This is a genomic window from Klebsiella sp. 64, assembly GCF_018223915.1.
GTDB classification, from domain to species: domain Bacteria; phylum Pseudomonadota; class Gammaproteobacteria; order Enterobacterales; family Enterobacteriaceae; genus Klebsiella; species Klebsiella pneumoniae.
Window position 1 is genome coordinate 79,288 of record NZ_JAGRQZ010000035.1, and the last position, 12,750, is coordinate 92,037.

The following is a 12,750-nucleotide window of genomic DNA, read 5'->3' on the forward strand; positions in this document are numbered from 1 at the left end:
GGATAACCGGGCATATTAATTACGCTGCGACCTTCGGCACCCATACGGAAGAGCCAGACCGCTGGATCGTGGCGGAGGTCGTCACAACAGCGTTACCCTGGAAATCAAACGGGAAATCGGAAACGTAACCCTGGAAAATGAACCAGGTGCGATCCGATGGCAGCACCAGGCCATCAACAGCATCCTCAGCGCCAGGAGCGGCGGCTGTCGGGACACTGGTTCCATCTGACCAGCCAACCGCAAAAGTTAACGGCGTCTGGTCATTCGCTTCAGCGAGGCCATGCAACATAATGTGGCTGGCGTTCGTCGGATCAGCGTTAAGCCCGACGGTTGCGGCCGCAGGCGTTTTAAGCCCCTTTTTGTAGGTTCTGGAATCCCGTTCACTCAGACAGGTATCTTCAATCTGATCGGCAGGGTTCCCGCCGGGGTTGAAACTGGTGATGCATTCAACCTCGCTGACCACGCCAGACTTGAGCACAAAAAACTGCGTGCCTTGCGTTAATACAGACATGTTTTGTCTCCATAAAAGAAAAACCCGCACAAGGCGGGTCAGTTTGGGGTTGTTGGTTATCTGGTCGTTATCCAGTCAACATCGAAGGAATAGCGGTATCGCATTGTTTCAGGGTCGCGGCTTTGTTCACCCCATCGGGTGATATAGGCCTTGCCCTCTATTGCGTCACGCAAAGCGCGGGCAACGGCGATCACATCGGTGTCAGTATCACCATAGACATCAACCTGCAGAGAATAGTGATCTGCATCTGGCCGCTGGTTCAGATAATTTTCAGGGTTGCCACCTATGTTTTGCCAGACTGCATAGGGGTAAACGATATTATCGTCCTGCATACCGAACGGATAAAGCCGCACGGGGGTAGAACCTAACAAATCCCTGACTGCCTGGCTGGCTGCGCAAACTGCAAATATTGGAGCAATCATACCGGAGTTCCTTTTTTAGCCGCCCGTCGTACAGCGCGATCGATGGACTTTTCCAGCTCCAAAGCAAAAACGTTAATCACATCGGCATCGACCCCATTCAGTGCAGGCCTAATTATTGGCCTCGCTGCAGCATGTTCTGTGCCGAACTCCAGGAATCGCCAGTACCAGGTATCCCCGCCGGGATTACCTTTATCTCCGGCAGTGTTAAAACTTTTACCCGCCCTGCCTTTTCGGACGTTGGCCTTAGTATTGGCGTATTGCCTGGCGCCGCCCATCACCCCGACACGAAACGTCGGATCGCCGGTTCTGCGAAACGCCTTGCTGCTGAAGCTGACCACAATGTTTTTGTAGATAGCCTCTTTGGTGAGAGGGTCATCAACCCGCGCGGCATTATTGCGCGCTCTGTCCCTGATGACGTTCGCCGCTTTACGCAGCGCTGCACGACCGGATTTATCGCGAGTGACCTGTGAGACGGCATCCAGTTTCCCCAGGACGGAATCGAGGCCGGTCAGGTTTACTTCCACGCCATCAGCCATCGTTAGCCCCCTCTGAACAAGGCAGTGTCAGGTATTCCCTGCCGCTCCGTGGATCAGGTAAAACGCCCTCAATGTTGTAGATGCGACCACGAAACAGGATCCGATGTTTGCGGGTAACACCCTCACGGTAACGAATCGTTATCCGGGTGGTAACTTCGCCCTGAGAGGCCTGGGCGGCGATAAACTCACGTGCGGATAAAGGAGCGACTTCGGCCCAAAGGGTTGCGACATCGCGCCAGGTATTAATTACGGCTCCCGTTGTCGGGTTCTGTTCTTTGACCGGTTCCTGCAGGGTGATCCTGTGACGCAATTTTCCGGCCTGCATATCACCCCCTGGGTTTCCCACTCAGATAGGTTTGCTGCTCTGGCGCCACTTCGAGATCGCCGGCAAGCGACTGGATAATCACATCGGACAGGGCGACGTTAGACTCAGCCAGGCGGTTTATCGCTTCCGTCTGCTCTCGCTGTGCTGCTGTTTGTTCTCTCAGCGCTGCAATCAGCGCGTTTACCAGTTGCTCGTTCATAGGCTATTTTCGTCCACTTTTTTAACCATTCACGCCGACGGAGACACCCTTCACAGGCCATAAATCACCTCAAAGTGGGATATATCGGTAGGGTTCAAGCAACGAAGTGAAGCCGAAGGGGATGCTCATTTTATTTACATCGGAAGCTTCTTCCCTGCTGTTGAACCAATGCCCAACAAGAAGCATCAGCGCCAGGAGGATATCGTCAGCAATTTTTAACCCGTCTGGATCGGTATCAGGCACAGAGTCTTCATGCAGTTTCCGATTAATGAAGTTCTCTGCGCGACGCCGAGCAGCTGTGAAATACAGCGTCAGCAGTTCATCTTCGGTTGCATCGTCAATATCGATCCGACACTGCGCCCGCAACATCTCAATCGTTGTGCTCATGTATTTTCCCTGGCCCGCAGCGAACTGCGGGCATAAAAAAACCGCCGGAGCGGTGGAGGTTGAAGCTGATTATTGCCTTAGCCGCCAGATGCCGGTTTACCCACCAGCGCCTTAATCGCGCCGGTATCTTCCAGTACGCAGTCGAAGCGGTGGAAGGCCAGGAAGCCAGTCTGATCGTACTCTGCGTAACGCTCAACCAGCCGTTTCAGCGTCATGTAAGTGACGCGACGAACGATAAAGCGGTTAAAATCGCCGAAGTAGGCAAATTTGGCATCAGCCGCGATATCAGGAATAGCCTGGTCAACGACATACGGCACCTGCAGAACAGTAGCAGGTGCGCCACCGATAATGTTCGGTAACCAGAGCGGGCGGCCCTGTCCATCCTCCATTTCCTCCACCAGCTGCAACGTTGCATCGTTAAAGGCCCAGCGCACCTTTGGACCGTTACGGTATGCCGGGTCGACAGAGTGCTTCAGGGCGTTCAGCTCTTTCCAGGTAAAGGTGGTCGCTGCTGCGGTATTTTTGGTGCCAGTTACCGACGCAGCCAGCCCTTTAGGCTGCAGCGGGGTGCCGGTGCCGGTCCCTAATACCAGATACTTCGCTTCACCACGTCCGATGCGAGTGGCGATACGCGCGGCCAGGAACGCCTCGATATCTACGCCGCTGTCCTGGAGCAGTTCATTGGATACGCGAATGATTTTAGAGGACAGTTTTTTAGCCCCCAGCGTTGCACCGCCGAAAGACACGTCTTCTTCACTGGTTTCAGTGTTTTCGCCCAGCAGTTCACCTTCTTCAGTGGTACCGTCAGAGGTTGCCCAGTCAATGTCCTGGCCGTTGGCGGTATTCAGAATTTGCGCCACACTGGCAATTCCACCGTAATCTTTCAGTGCTTCGACGATCTTATTGCGGAACTGGGTTGGTACGGTGTACCCCCCTTTTTCATCCGGCGTCGTGCCCTGTGCACGCAGCTCCTTTAAAGCCTGGCGTTCTTCAGCGCTCATCTCGCCAAGACCACGGCGCAAAAACGCATTAAACGCCGCAGCACGGCGTTCGTTAGCCTGTGCTTCCGGGTTTGCTGGATCACGATTCTGCTGCTGGCGCTGTTCCGGCTCGTTTTCGTGGATATAGTCCTGATCCTGGCGGCGCAGTTCCTCTTCGCGTGCAATACGCTCATCAAGGGCGTCAAGCTCCGATTTTGCAGCGTTCCACTGAGTACGCTGCTCATCGGTCCAGGGTGTATCACCAATTTTGTCATGCAGGGCACGCATATCTTTGGCGATGATGTTACGTTTTTGCTTCATTTCATGCAGTTTCATGATTTTTCCTTACGCGTTAAGAAGGGTCAGCAGGCGCTCACGCGCCATTCGTTGATTAATGGCGTTCTTTAGCGCACCGCTGTCGCGCGCCTCCTGCCAGGCTTTCATCGATCGGACGCCGGAGTCGGCCTCCTGATATGCGGGATAAGTCACCGGACTGACATCAAACAGCCGGGAAAACTTCGATATTTCACGAATAACGATCCCTTCATCGTCCTGGTACCAATTTTCACCGTCATGGGATACCCGGAAGGCAAAAGATGACTGGTTAATGTCACCGCGCATCATCGGCGCCAGCACCAGATCGCGGATAGTTTGCGTATCCGGCGCTGTAATGTCATAACGCAGGCCGCGCTCATCGACAGACAGGGATAGCGTCCCGGCAGCGCTCCGTCCGAGAATAAAGTTGGGGTCATGGTTAAACAGCCCGCGAACATCATCATTCAGCACATCGTCAAATGCTCCGGGCTTGATGATTTCACGGAATCCCCACAGGGGTTCAGAACGGCTGTTGAACACCGAGCCATAGCCCAGAATGCGGGTAGGTTCATCGGTGCGTTGCTCGGCTCTGACCTCCCCGCTGTAACAGCGCGTTTCACGGTCATTCATTGGGCTTTTCCTCGTCGGTTTTAGGTGCCTTAAAATCGTCTGCGGGGTTCGCGGCGTTAACGCTCACCAGCATTTCATCCAGGCCATCTACCGGATTCATGTCTTCGAAGGCTCGCGCTTCATTGCGGCTCATCCAGCCATCAGTGATCGCAAAGTGGTAGAACTGAGCACGTTCCTGCGGGGTCCCGCGTAGCAGGCCTGTCAGGTTAAACCTGACGTAATATCCGGCGGCCAGTTCAGCACGGGTGAACAGGCGGCGATTGAGTTCCTGTTCCCAGTTCGTTACCCACGGCATGATCGTGTAGCGGACAAACTGAATGGCCTGCTGCGTAATATTTGAGAAAGTGGCTTTTTCGAGATCGTTAATCATGTGCGCCGGTACATTAAATATCCCGGCAATCATCGACCGGTTCAGCTTCGACATATCAATAATCTGGGCATCAACCGGGGAAACGGTGAGCGCTTTGTAATCCAGCTCTGCCGGGAGAAGCATTGTTTTATTCTCCTGGCTGCGCAAAGCAGCTGTAGCTTTTTGCCACATGCTTTTTAAACGCCCCCAGCTTTCTTCATTCAGCTGGCTTTTCACCGAAATAATGCCAGCGGGTCGCGCATTACCGTTGAAGAATGAACTGGTATAAGCCTGCCCGCTCATCCCCATGCCTATCGTCTCGGCATGCTGCATGATTGGGCTAAGCCCCATTTTCTGGTTGTTACCCAGCGCCCGGATATGCACCATATCGTCGGGATTGACGGCAAACGCCCCCTCTTCGTTGTAAACGCCATAGGTATACCGACCACCAGTGTTAAGCAGTGTCGTTTCCCAGGGCATGCAACATTCCAGCCCGGAAACTTCACCACGACGGGAACGCTTCACCCAGGTGTAACCATTCCCCCAGCCCAAAATATGACGCTGTTTTAACTCACGCCACTTATAGCTGGTCTGCCACATATTCGGCTCATCGTGAACCAGGTAAAACACAGGGTGATCGCGGGCAGCTTCAACCTTGTTATTGGTTTTCCGCATAACATGCAGCGGCATCTGAGCGATATTCGAAGAGATAACGTAAATACAGGCATACACCGCAGCCAGCTTCATCGCCGTTTCCGGGCTGACAAATACGTCTCGGGCAAACACATTATCGGTTTCGGCCGATTCACTCGTGATCGGCGTGGCCGGATTTTCCAGTGGTTCACTGCGAAAAAGAGCATCAAGCAGCATTATTCCCCCTCATTGCCGCTAACAGCGCATAAATGAGTAGCAGGGTTCCCGACATCATCAGAGACATCGCCAGACCGAACTGGAGATACACGCCTGCAGCAAGCGAACCGAACCCGGTAAGCCCGATAACATCAGTGATTAGAGTTTTCATAGAAGTAAAAGGTCTTCGTCAGGATCGATAGTGGACAGGAAGTCAACTTCACCACCACCGTTAACAAGCAAGCGACTCATCGCAATAAACATCGCGACAGGACCGTCAATTTTGTTTTCTGGGGTGGCCTTGTTGGGGAAAATATTCTCGTTTTTGTCTGGTTTGACGGTGACGTTTGACATCATCCATGTCATCACCGGATTGCCATCGTGATGAAAACGCCCGGCGTAAATTTTCGCCTCGACTTCCTTCATTGCTTCAGAAAGGTTTTTAACCGTCTGAGGGACTTCAACAATCGGTACGCCTTCAGCTGCTACCGACAAAGCAAACTGAGTGGCACTCCACGGATCGTATGCGAACTCGTTCAGCGAGTCGCCTCGCGCCCATTCGATCGTTTCCTCTTTAATTACTGCATGGTCGACAACATCACCATCGGTAAACTCAAGGAATCCAGCGAGATTCCATTTTCTGTATAGGTCCGCCTGCTGTTTAGAACAGGCTTCCAGCCGACCTTCAGGTATCCAGAATCTGGAGCGGACATAGACATCGCCATTTGGAGCAAGCCAGACTTTAACTGCAGCTGAAATATCAATTTTGTTGGAAAGGTCCACGCCGAGCCACATTGACCAGTTGGCCGAAGTGGAGCCGTCCCAGTCGTCACGGCATTTTTCCCAGCGCGCCATATCCATCCATGCTTTTTCACCCTGCACCCAGATATTGAGGTGCTTGGTAAAAAAACCGACACGCGCCGCTACCTGCTCTTTCGCCTTTTTTGCCAGGCGGCGCATATCGTCCCAACGCTTACATATCCCCAGGCCGGGATTTGCTTTCGGCCAGTTTGCCTCGTCGAAAGGATCGTCCCCCTCATCCAGGGTATAAATCAGCGCAAAATAGCTGTCATCCTTAATTGAAAGCGGGTCAGGGTTATCAAAGTTCTTCAGAACCTTGATTGCATAATCACGTTGCTCGTAGCAGATACCTTCTTTATTAAAACCCGCAGTAGTGATTGCAAAAATAAGGGACTGCAGGCGCGCACCGGTCGCTGTTTCCAGAACTTCCCAGACGTCACGGGTTTTATGTGCGTGCAGCTCATCAACGATCCCGCAGTGAATATTAAGGCCGTCGAGGTTATTCGCATCACTGGCTACAGGTTCGAATTTTGAACCCGTCCGCTCCTGGTGAATATTCAACTTGTTACTACCAAACAACCGGCCCAGAGTTTTCGGAGCCAGCTTAATCATGCGCTTCGCATCATCAAACACGATGCGGGCCTGATCCCTGGTTGTTGCTGCGGAATAAACCTCAGAACCACCCTCACCGTCGGCACCAGTCATATAAAGCCCGATGCCAGACGAAAGCGTTGATTTTGCATTTTTACGCGCTACTTCGTCATAGGCGGTACGAAAGCGACGCACAAACATGGGGTCGCCATCGTCGTCAAGAATGCTCTCAAACGTTATTTCATCTATCAGCGGGACGACAAACCCGAAAAGGTTAATCAGGATGAAGGTGTGCCAGTCCATCAACTCGATCGGCTTGCCGGTCAAGTGCCCCTTCACATGAGGGACGAAGTTATAAAAATCGAGAACGTGCTGGGCGCGGCCTTCATCAAAATAAACACCGCGCTCCGGGCCGTGCTCTAAATCATGAAAGAACCGCTGGCACGCAAGACGCACCAGTTCGCCAGCAACGATATCGCCAGATACCACGCGCTCGGCGTAGCGGAATCCATCTGCAACGGTTGCCATTCATCATTTGCGCTTTTTAAGAAATTCTTCCAGTGGGTCGGCTTCTGCCGGGCCTTTTGCACCAACCTTTGATCGGCTGGCAGGTGTCATGCCGAATTCGCTCAGCATCGCTCTGATCCGTTTCCACGCATCAGCCTTCATGACTGCTGCAGGGTGCGGTTTTATCATTCTGATTTCCCGCTCCCCTCCTTCATCTGAATCATCTTCGCTGTAGACGGCATAGGTGTAACCTTCACGATCAAGCGTGTCGCAGTGATGCCGGTATTCAACATAGGCTTCTATCAACAACTCCAGCGCTTTAGCATCCAGCGTGGTCAACACGCCGACGGCATCAAGTTCATCACCAATACGTTTGAACCAGTACTTACCCTGTTTATCGAAATGTTTCGGTATTGGGGGGACCCCTGACGGGGGTTTTGGCTCGTTCTTATTGATCGGGCGCTTGGATGGGTTCCCCTTCACTAAAGCCAGATGTGTCGGGGTTTTCGGTGGTCCTGGCATAATCGAAAACTCCTATTAATCATTGGATGGGGGACCCCAAAAAAAAGTTTTCTAACCTGCGGCGGTGTGAAAAAAGGTTAGGCGGCGGTCCTTTGGGCCTTCGTCGTCAGGGATTTGACCCCGCCCCCCCTCTGCCTCGCCTCAAATGAGAATCTATATCATTTGATGCGTTCGCGCCCGGTTTTCGTTCGATGGCAGGGCCAGCACAGGCTCTCGAGGTTCGAATCGTCATCGGTACCCCCATGAGCCTTGGCCTTGATGTGGTCAACCGTCTTTGCTGCGACAGCTCGCCCGCTGCGAAGGCAGTTCTGGCATAAATGGTTGTCGCGTTTCAGGATGCGCGCACGCCTGATATCCCACTGGCTACCGTAGCCACGCTCGTGTCGACTCTTTCCCTGCTGGTGCTGTTGCCAGCCTTCATTGCGGTGCTTTTCGCAGTAGCCTGAGCGGTCGGTTGTTGTGCCTGCGCATCCACGCTTGCGACAAGCTCGGGGAATTAGTGCGGGCATGATTAAGTCCTTATGATATTTTCATTATCACAGGCACTCAGTGAATGCCTGCTGTAATGCCTTAACTGGCCTGCTCAGCGCCGGTATCAAACAGCGCCAGCGCTTCGGTCGCTTCCTGGATGGCCTTACGGGTCTTCGAGACAATCTCACTTTCAGTGAAGACGCGATCGAAAGAGTCAGCGAATAGCTCAGCTTTCAGATTGCTATCACCAACCCAGTCAATGGCCAGCTTGGCCGCTGCGGTGTCGTAGTTAACTTTCTTGATGATATCTAGGCGGATTTGCTCGGATGCGGTGATCTCTGACATGTCTTACCTCTGTGCGATGTGGGGAGCATTATCGAAGCCACTCGGTGAATGGCTCCTGTAATGCTTTAGCTGCGGTGCTCCATTATTAGGAATACCCCGCTACGCTTGTTATATCCGAAATGTTACCTAAACTAACTTATAACTTTGCTCTGCCATGACAAAGTCTGCCGTTCTACCCGTGAGCTCATGAATGAGCCACTCTCAAGCCTTCCTGGCTCTCAGTTTTATTCTCAACCAGTAGAAAATAAACCAACTTCGTGGCTACAATCAGTCATTGGCTGGCTGTACAGCACCCCGTAGCTTTGGGATTTCCTCCACGGGGTTTTTTATAACACTTAAGGCAGATGCTTCGGTTTATCATTATTGATGCCCTTCAATGAAGGGCGCCAGTGCTGCTTATTGTCAGGTCAAGTGCTCGTAACGGGAAATGGTCTTTCCGTTTGCGTTCATCACGTACGCCACTTCTCCCTGCTTCAGGAAAACGTTCTGGTCCATTCCCGACACTGCGATACTCTGCTGATTGGGGTTGAAACCAACGCTCAGGCCGCAATGGATTTCTTCGCCACCATCTGGTGACATTACTTTTACTGTTAACATGCTTCTTCTCCTGCTTCTGGCAATAAAAAAGGCCGCCATTGGCGACCTTGCGATTGTTTTTGGTTAACTATGAAGTATGACAAGCTCTACAGCAGTAATAACAACCATTTGATTGAGAATAATATTTCTTCGCTTCTACTACTGCAGGACGGCAGGTTTCAAATATTCCAAGGTACACGCGGTTTTCTGATGCAGGCATAAAGGTACACCCGGTGACATGCACCTCATGATCTCCGTTTGCCTGAACATTTTTATTGACGTAGTAATACTGTCCCATTGTTATGTCCCAGAGTGATACTGCCAATTGCAGCATCTTCAATCTACTTCCTGGCACTAAAGCAATTAAGATAAATCTCATTTAATTTTGAGCAATATCACTTCCCTTTCTGGCAGTTGACTTCCACTGCTTTGTTATGCGCCAGAATGTCGCGCTTGGTTTGCTTATCCAGCACATCGATATCGTGGTCAGTCAGGTAGATGATCTGCACCCAGCTGCAGGCTGTATCAACGACTACCGGGACGGGTAAACTTTTCGCGCAGCTCCCGATCAACATCGTCATCAGGCATATGGCTAACGGTTTGCTGTACATCGCTTGCCTCTTTCACAACTTCCGCCTTACGTTCTGCCGCGGCGACGGTGGCGGCGGCGTTCTCTTCGGTACGCTGCTGATCGGCTTTGGCTTCTGCCTTACTGGTCCCGCGAGCATGACCAATACCAAACGCGCCAGCGATAGCGCCCAGGATGACGACCACCAGCCCAGCAATAATTTCGTAGCTCATTGCTGCGGCTCCTTCAGTTCGTCGGCCTTAGCTTTCAATACTGGCTGGCGTACGTATTGCGATAGCACGGCCAGCACCACCAGCGCAGGGCTAATCAATGCAACGATGTTTGGCGGCAGAATATTTTTGATATCTGGCGGCAGCATCGCCCAGGCGCGCAGCGCAGCATCCGGGAATGACTGCGCCCATACACCAACCAGCGCGCCGATAGCTCCCAGCTTTACAGACCACGTTTTCAGCAGCAGGCTGGCATGGCCTACGAACTCCAGCCGGGTATATCTGCGCAGAAGTAACAGAACGAGCACAGCCACCAGCACGAGCAAAGCGAAAATGATCATCTTCACAGGACACGCTCCTTAACCCAGCCGTAGAGAAAATCCTCGTTGGCTTCGCGGCCCTCCGCCAGTTCGAGATATCGGGCACCCTGGCTGCAGTTCAGCGCGCGCAAAAGAACTTGCTCACCCTCTTTCCCGCGGGCTGAAAGATATCCCTTAAGCGCAGTGATGGTTCGGGGGCCAATGGCGCCATCCGGGATCAGATCGGGGTATAGCTTTCCGCGCATGTTTAGAGCAGTGAGCCAGCGCTGGAAAAACTTACTGGCGACAGATGGCCCCATGTTCACGCCAGTGTCGCAAAGCTCATCTGCCAGTAACGTAGACAAACTCGCCACCTGGTCGAACCGGGGGCCAGTCCAGTAATCGCTCAGCAGGATTTGCTTTGCTGTTTCCCTGGGCAGGTTCCGCATATCACCGGTGTAGCCATGTGCACGGGCGGTGGTTTGCGTGATGCCCCAGCGGGTCGGCCCGCCTTTATCAGAGGGGTGATCGACATAACCCCCTTCCTTTCCGAGGATGCCCTCGATAATTTGATCTGCTGTCATGGTTAAGCCTTGTTATCGCCGCCACCGATACCGAATCGGCCGCCAAGATATTTCATTACAAACGCCCTTATGGCATCTACGCCAACGAACCCCACCCCACCGCCAATGGTGATTGAGAGAGATTTGGGGAAGTCTAAGTATTCAAGCGCCGATGCGAATGTAAGCGTTAGCGCCCCACACAGAAGCCCCTCAAGAAGCATCTTTTTCCAGCCGCCACCGCTATAAGCGATTCGAAGACCCGCCATAACAACTGAGAGCAGTACGGCCCCCAGCGGCGTATCTCCGCGCCACCAGCTCTGCAGCAACTCCAGCAGATCAGGCCAGTTACTCGGGTTAGTAGGCATTTTCATAGTCTCCACCTCCGGGTTAACGGGGTGCTGTGGGTATTGGAAAGGGATCAGGCTGGCGGGCTCTTATATCAAAGGGTAAGTACGGAGTGATTCCCGAAGCCTGAAATTTATGGTCACCGAAGCATCTAGAGGCCAGGTTCTCTTGTGTTTTATTGAATTGCCTTTTTTGACCGGCATCTCACACTTCCTTTCCATTTTAACGGTATATGTTAAGCGCCAGCTTTTTCTAGCAATGACTTCACACAGGAGTAGAGATGCTTACAGCTAAAGATGATGCCTACATTTTAAAAAGTGATGGCAGCAGATGCGGTCCATATAAGGCAAAGTTTGCAGGGGATACAGTTATCGTAAACGACAAAATGGCCGACATTGATGACGGAGATACTGTTATTCGAATCCTTCCAAACGGCAAGGAAGAACATAAGGAAATTTATAAGGCTAATTTTTACGACACTGGCGTTGGCGGATTTGGTCCACACTTCCAACTCAAAGTTGGTCCCAAAAAGGTTCAACCAGCTGTCTCTTCACAGCAAATCAACATTCACGGAGGAAATGTCCAGATTGGAGATCATAACCGTCAGGAGATTACCAATAGTATCGAAACTCTGAATAACTTAATAAATAGCTCACAGGGTACGCCACAGCAGAAAGAAGAGGCAAAGGGGCTGCTAAGAAAGTTAGCAGAACACCCATTGCTTACTGCTATTGCCGGTGGGGCTATAGGACTGCTCTAGATGTGAAAAACCCGCACAATGGCGGGTTTCTTTTTTCTGTTCAGTTGCTCAGTTCGCTTTAACGTCCCGAGCCTATCACAATTCAAGCACTTTCCGCGCAACTATTCAAGTAAAATCTGTCGCCATTTGTGCCAAATGCGTCACACATTGGTGCGTAAAGCATCGATTCTGCAAGATTTAACCAAACATCGATCCTGCTCTCACAAGTCCGCAAGCACCATTCTGGATGCTTTTCGTTTAGCTCTTTCGCCATCGCCTTCTTACTCATGCGGTAGACATATCGATCCCTGATTAACTGATAGAGAGCTTTATTCCCGGAACGCACAAGTTGAGCACTAAGCACAGAATCAATTATCAACCCTTCCTCGTCAGTACAAAAAGCCAGACCGCTTTTATTTTTACCACTGAGGATTTCCTTAAAGAACGCTTCCAGCTCTGGCTTGGTAATGCCTGATTTTTTCATACGGCGCAAAGCATCGTTTATAGCGGTCTTCGTTATCTTCCCTGACGCCAACAGCTGATTGAACATATTTCCACCACTACCGCCGCCGATGTACGACCAGCGGCCCCACATGCGCAGCTTCCCTTGAATCCAGATGGCCTCCAGCGTTTTCAGCCTGACCATTTCACCAGCTTTTCCAACCTCGGACGGGTTAATCATTATGCGTT

Annotated in this window: 21 protein-coding genes; 1 reads left to right on the forward strand and 20 read right to left on the reverse strand. The window is 51.9% G+C overall.

Annotated features, from left to right (window positions below; genetic code table 11):
• Positions 1–19 precede the first annotated feature (19 nt).
• The 19 genes from KHQ23_RS21975 to KHQ23_RS22065 form a co-directional block, all read right to left on the reverse strand.
• Positions 20–511 (reverse strand): phage tail tube protein, encoded by a 492-nt coding sequence (locus KHQ23_RS21975; RefSeq protein WP_040221233.1) that lies wholly within the window; start codon positions 509–511, stop codon positions 20–22.
• Between the two features lie 56 nt (positions 512–567).
• Complete coding sequence (locus KHQ23_RS21980) at positions 568–933, reverse strand: DUF3168 domain-containing protein (RefSeq protein WP_130939216.1); 366 nt, start codon at positions 931–933, stop codon at positions 568–570.
• The gene (locus KHQ23_RS21985) at positions 930–1,469 is read right to left on the reverse strand and encodes an HK97-gp10 family putative phage morphogenesis protein (protein WP_000763233.1); all 540 of its coding nucleotides are present in this window, start codon (positions 1,467–1,469) and stop codon (positions 930–932) included. The genes KHQ23_RS21980 and KHQ23_RS21985 overlap by 4 nt, the downstream gene beginning before the upstream one ends.
• Positions 1,462–1,794: a phage head closure protein gene (locus KHQ23_RS21990; protein ID WP_004184710.1), complete on the reverse strand. Its 333-nt coding sequence runs from the start codon at positions 1,792–1,794 to the stop codon at positions 1,462–1,464. The genes KHQ23_RS21985 and KHQ23_RS21990 overlap by 8 nt, the downstream gene beginning before the upstream one ends.
• A gap of 1 nt (position 1,795) precedes the next feature.
• Complete coding sequence (locus KHQ23_RS21995; protein WP_211776843.1) at positions 1,796–1,993, reverse strand: hypothetical protein; 198 nt, start codon at positions 1,991–1,993, stop codon at positions 1,796–1,798.
• Between the two features lie 69 nt (positions 1,994–2,062).
• Positions 2,063–2,380, reverse strand: a complete 318-nt coding sequence (locus KHQ23_RS22000; RefSeq protein WP_004104233.1) for a head-tail connector protein — start codon at positions 2,378–2,380, stop codon at positions 2,063–2,065.
• A gap of 77 nt (positions 2,381–2,457) precedes the next feature.
• Positions 2,458–3,696, reverse strand: coding sequence for a phage major capsid protein (locus KHQ23_RS22005; RefSeq protein WP_116779430.1), 1,239 nt, complete (start codon positions 3,694–3,696; stop codon positions 2,458–2,460).
• Positions 3,697–3,705: 9 nt separating this feature from the next.
• Positions 3,706–4,305 carry an HK97 family phage prohead protease gene (locus KHQ23_RS22010; protein ID WP_000999827.1) on the reverse strand — a complete coding sequence of 200 codons (600 nt, stop codon included), beginning with the start codon at positions 4,303–4,305 and terminating at the stop codon, positions 3,706–3,708.
• On the reverse strand, positions 4,298–5,524 hold the full coding sequence (locus KHQ23_RS22015; protein ID WP_040221229.1) for a phage portal protein: 1,227 nt from the start codon (positions 5,522–5,524) through the stop codon (positions 4,298–4,300). The genes KHQ23_RS22010 and KHQ23_RS22015 overlap by 8 nt, the downstream gene beginning before the upstream one ends.
• A gap of 147 nt (positions 5,525–5,671) precedes the next feature.
• Positions 5,672–7,423 (reverse strand): terminase large subunit, encoded by a 1,752-nt coding sequence (locus KHQ23_RS22020; RefSeq protein ID WP_000246643.1) that lies wholly within the window; start codon positions 7,421–7,423, stop codon positions 5,672–5,674.
• A gap of 3 nt (positions 7,424–7,426) precedes the next feature.
• Positions 7,427–7,924, reverse strand: coding sequence for a phage terminase small subunit P27 family (locus tag KHQ23_RS22025; protein ID WP_023316719.1), 498 nt, complete (start codon positions 7,922–7,924; stop codon positions 7,427–7,429).
• A gap of 158 nt (positions 7,925–8,082) precedes the next feature.
• Positions 8,083–8,433, reverse strand: coding sequence for an HNH endonuclease (locus tag KHQ23_RS22030; protein ID WP_021313631.1), 351 nt, complete (start codon positions 8,431–8,433; stop codon positions 8,083–8,085).
• Positions 8,434–8,494: 61 nt separating this feature from the next.
• Entirely contained in the window at positions 8,495–8,740 is a 246-nt protein-coding gene (locus KHQ23_RS22035) for a DUF2560 family protein (RefSeq protein ID WP_019705415.1), read from the reverse strand.
• A 402-nt stretch (positions 8,741–9,142) separates the two neighbouring features.
• On the reverse strand, positions 9,143–9,337 hold the full coding sequence (locus tag KHQ23_RS22040) for a hypothetical protein (RefSeq protein WP_048287734.1): 195 nt from the start codon (positions 9,335–9,337) through the stop codon (positions 9,143–9,145).
• 374 nt (positions 9,338–9,711) lie between these two features.
• Complete coding sequence (locus KHQ23_RS22045; protein WP_072060499.1) at positions 9,712–9,891, reverse strand: hypothetical protein; 180 nt, start codon at positions 9,889–9,891, stop codon at positions 9,712–9,714.
• Positions 9,842–10,117, reverse strand: a complete 276-nt coding sequence (locus KHQ23_RS22050) for a hypothetical protein (protein ID WP_048287736.1) — start codon at positions 10,115–10,117, stop codon at positions 9,842–9,844. Before KHQ23_RS22050 ends, KHQ23_RS22045 begins: the two co-directional genes overlap by 50 nt.
• Complete coding sequence (locus KHQ23_RS22055; RefSeq protein WP_040186327.1) at positions 10,114–10,461, reverse strand: hypothetical protein; 348 nt, start codon at positions 10,459–10,461, stop codon at positions 10,114–10,116. The genes KHQ23_RS22050 and KHQ23_RS22055 overlap by 4 nt, the downstream gene beginning before the upstream one ends.
• Positions 10,458–10,997, reverse strand: a complete 540-nt coding sequence (locus KHQ23_RS22060) for a glycoside hydrolase family 108 protein (protein ID WP_040186325.1) — start codon at positions 10,995–10,997, stop codon at positions 10,458–10,460. The genes KHQ23_RS22055 and KHQ23_RS22060 overlap by 4 nt, the downstream gene beginning before the upstream one ends.
• A 2-nt stretch (positions 10,998–10,999) precedes the next feature.
• Positions 11,000–11,347 (reverse strand): phage holin, lambda family, encoded by a 348-nt coding sequence (locus tag KHQ23_RS22065; RefSeq protein ID WP_040186322.1) that lies wholly within the window; start codon positions 11,345–11,347, stop codon positions 11,000–11,002.
• 254 nt (positions 11,348–11,601) lie between these two features.
• On the opposite strand from KHQ23_RS22065, the gene KHQ23_RS22070 reads away from it, so the two are divergent.
• Positions 11,602–12,081, forward strand: coding sequence for a hypothetical protein (locus tag KHQ23_RS22070; RefSeq protein WP_040186320.1), 480 nt, complete (start codon positions 11,602–11,604; stop codon positions 12,079–12,081).
• Between the two features lie 82 nt (positions 12,082–12,163).
• Here the strand turns inward: KHQ23_RS22070 and KHQ23_RS22075 are convergent, their stop codons facing one another.
• The gene (locus KHQ23_RS22075) at positions 12,164–12,742 is read right to left on the reverse strand and encodes a DUF1133 family protein (RefSeq protein WP_040186317.1); all 579 of its coding nucleotides are present in this window, start codon (positions 12,740–12,742) and stop codon (positions 12,164–12,166) included.
• Between the last annotated feature and the right edge of the window lie 8 nt (positions 12,743–12,750).

Coding starts and splice junctions, on each gene's coding strand:
- KHQ23_RS22045 (WP_072060499.1), bottom strand. CDS start 9,891: ATGTTGATCGGGAGCTGCGCGAAAAGTTTACCCGTCCCGGTAGTCGTT.
- KHQ23_RS22015 (WP_040221229.1), bottom strand. CDS start 5,524: ATGCTGCTTGATGCTCTTTTTCGCAGTGAACCACTGGAAAATCCGGCC.
- KHQ23_RS21980 (WP_130939216.1), bottom strand. CDS start 933: ATGATTGCTCCAATATTTGCAGTTTGCGCAGCCAGCCAGGCAGTCAGG.
- KHQ23_RS22060 (WP_040186325.1), bottom strand. CDS start 10,997: ATGACAGCAGATCAAATTATCGAGGGCATCCTCGGAAAGGAAGGGGGT.
- KHQ23_RS21975 (WP_040221233.1), bottom strand. CDS start 511: ATGTCTGTATTAACGCAAGGCACGCAGTTTTTTGTGCTCAAGTCTGGC.
- KHQ23_RS21995 (WP_211776843.1), bottom strand. CDS start 1,993: ATGAACGAGCAACTGGTAAACGCGCTGATTGCAGCGCTGAGAGAACAA.
- KHQ23_RS22030 (WP_021313631.1), bottom strand. CDS start 8,433: ATGCCCGCACTAATTCCCCGAGCTTGTCGCAAGCGTGGATGCGCAGGC.
- KHQ23_RS22000 (WP_004104233.1), bottom strand. CDS start 2,380: ATGAGCACAACGATTGAGATGTTGCGGGCGCAGTGTCGGATCGATATT.
- KHQ23_RS22040 (WP_048287734.1), bottom strand. CDS start 9,337: ATGTTAACAGTAAAAGTAATGTCACCAGATGGTGGCGAAGAAATCCAT.
- KHQ23_RS22010 (WP_000999827.1), bottom strand. CDS start 4,305: ATGAATGACCGTGAAACGCGCTGTTACAGCGGGGAGGTCAGAGCCGAG.
- KHQ23_RS22005 (WP_116779430.1), bottom strand. CDS start 3,696: ATGAAACTGCATGAAATGAAGCAAAAACGTAACATCATCGCCAAAGAT.
- KHQ23_RS21985 (WP_000763233.1), bottom strand. CDS start 1,469: ATGGCTGATGGCGTGGAAGTAAACCTGACCGGCCTCGATTCCGTCCTG.
- KHQ23_RS22065 (WP_040186322.1), bottom strand. CDS start 11,347: ATGAAAATGCCTACTAACCCGAGTAACTGGCCTGATCTGCTGGAGTTG.
- KHQ23_RS22050 (WP_048287736.1), bottom strand. CDS start 10,117: ATGAGCTACGAAATTATTGCTGGGCTGGTGGTCGTCATCCTGGGCGCT.
- KHQ23_RS21990 (WP_004184710.1), bottom strand. CDS start 1,794: ATGCAGGCCGGAAAATTGCGTCACAGGATCACCCTGCAGGAACCGGTC.
- KHQ23_RS22025 (WP_023316719.1), bottom strand. CDS start 7,924: ATGCCAGGACCACCGAAAACCCCGACACATCTGGCTTTAGTGAAGGGG.
- KHQ23_RS22075 (WP_040186317.1), bottom strand. CDS start 12,742: ATGATTAACCCGTCCGAGGTTGGAAAAGCTGGTGAAATGGTCAGGCTG.
- KHQ23_RS22020 (WP_000246643.1), bottom strand. CDS start 7,423: ATGGCAACCGTTGCAGATGGATTCCGCTACGCCGAGCGCGTGGTATCT.
- KHQ23_RS22035 (WP_019705415.1), bottom strand. CDS start 8,740: ATGTCAGAGATCACCGCATCCGAGCAAATCCGCCTAGATATCATCAAG.
- KHQ23_RS22070 (WP_040186320.1), top strand. CDS start 11,602: ATGCTTACAGCTAAAGATGATGCCTACATTTTAAAAAGTGATGGCAGC.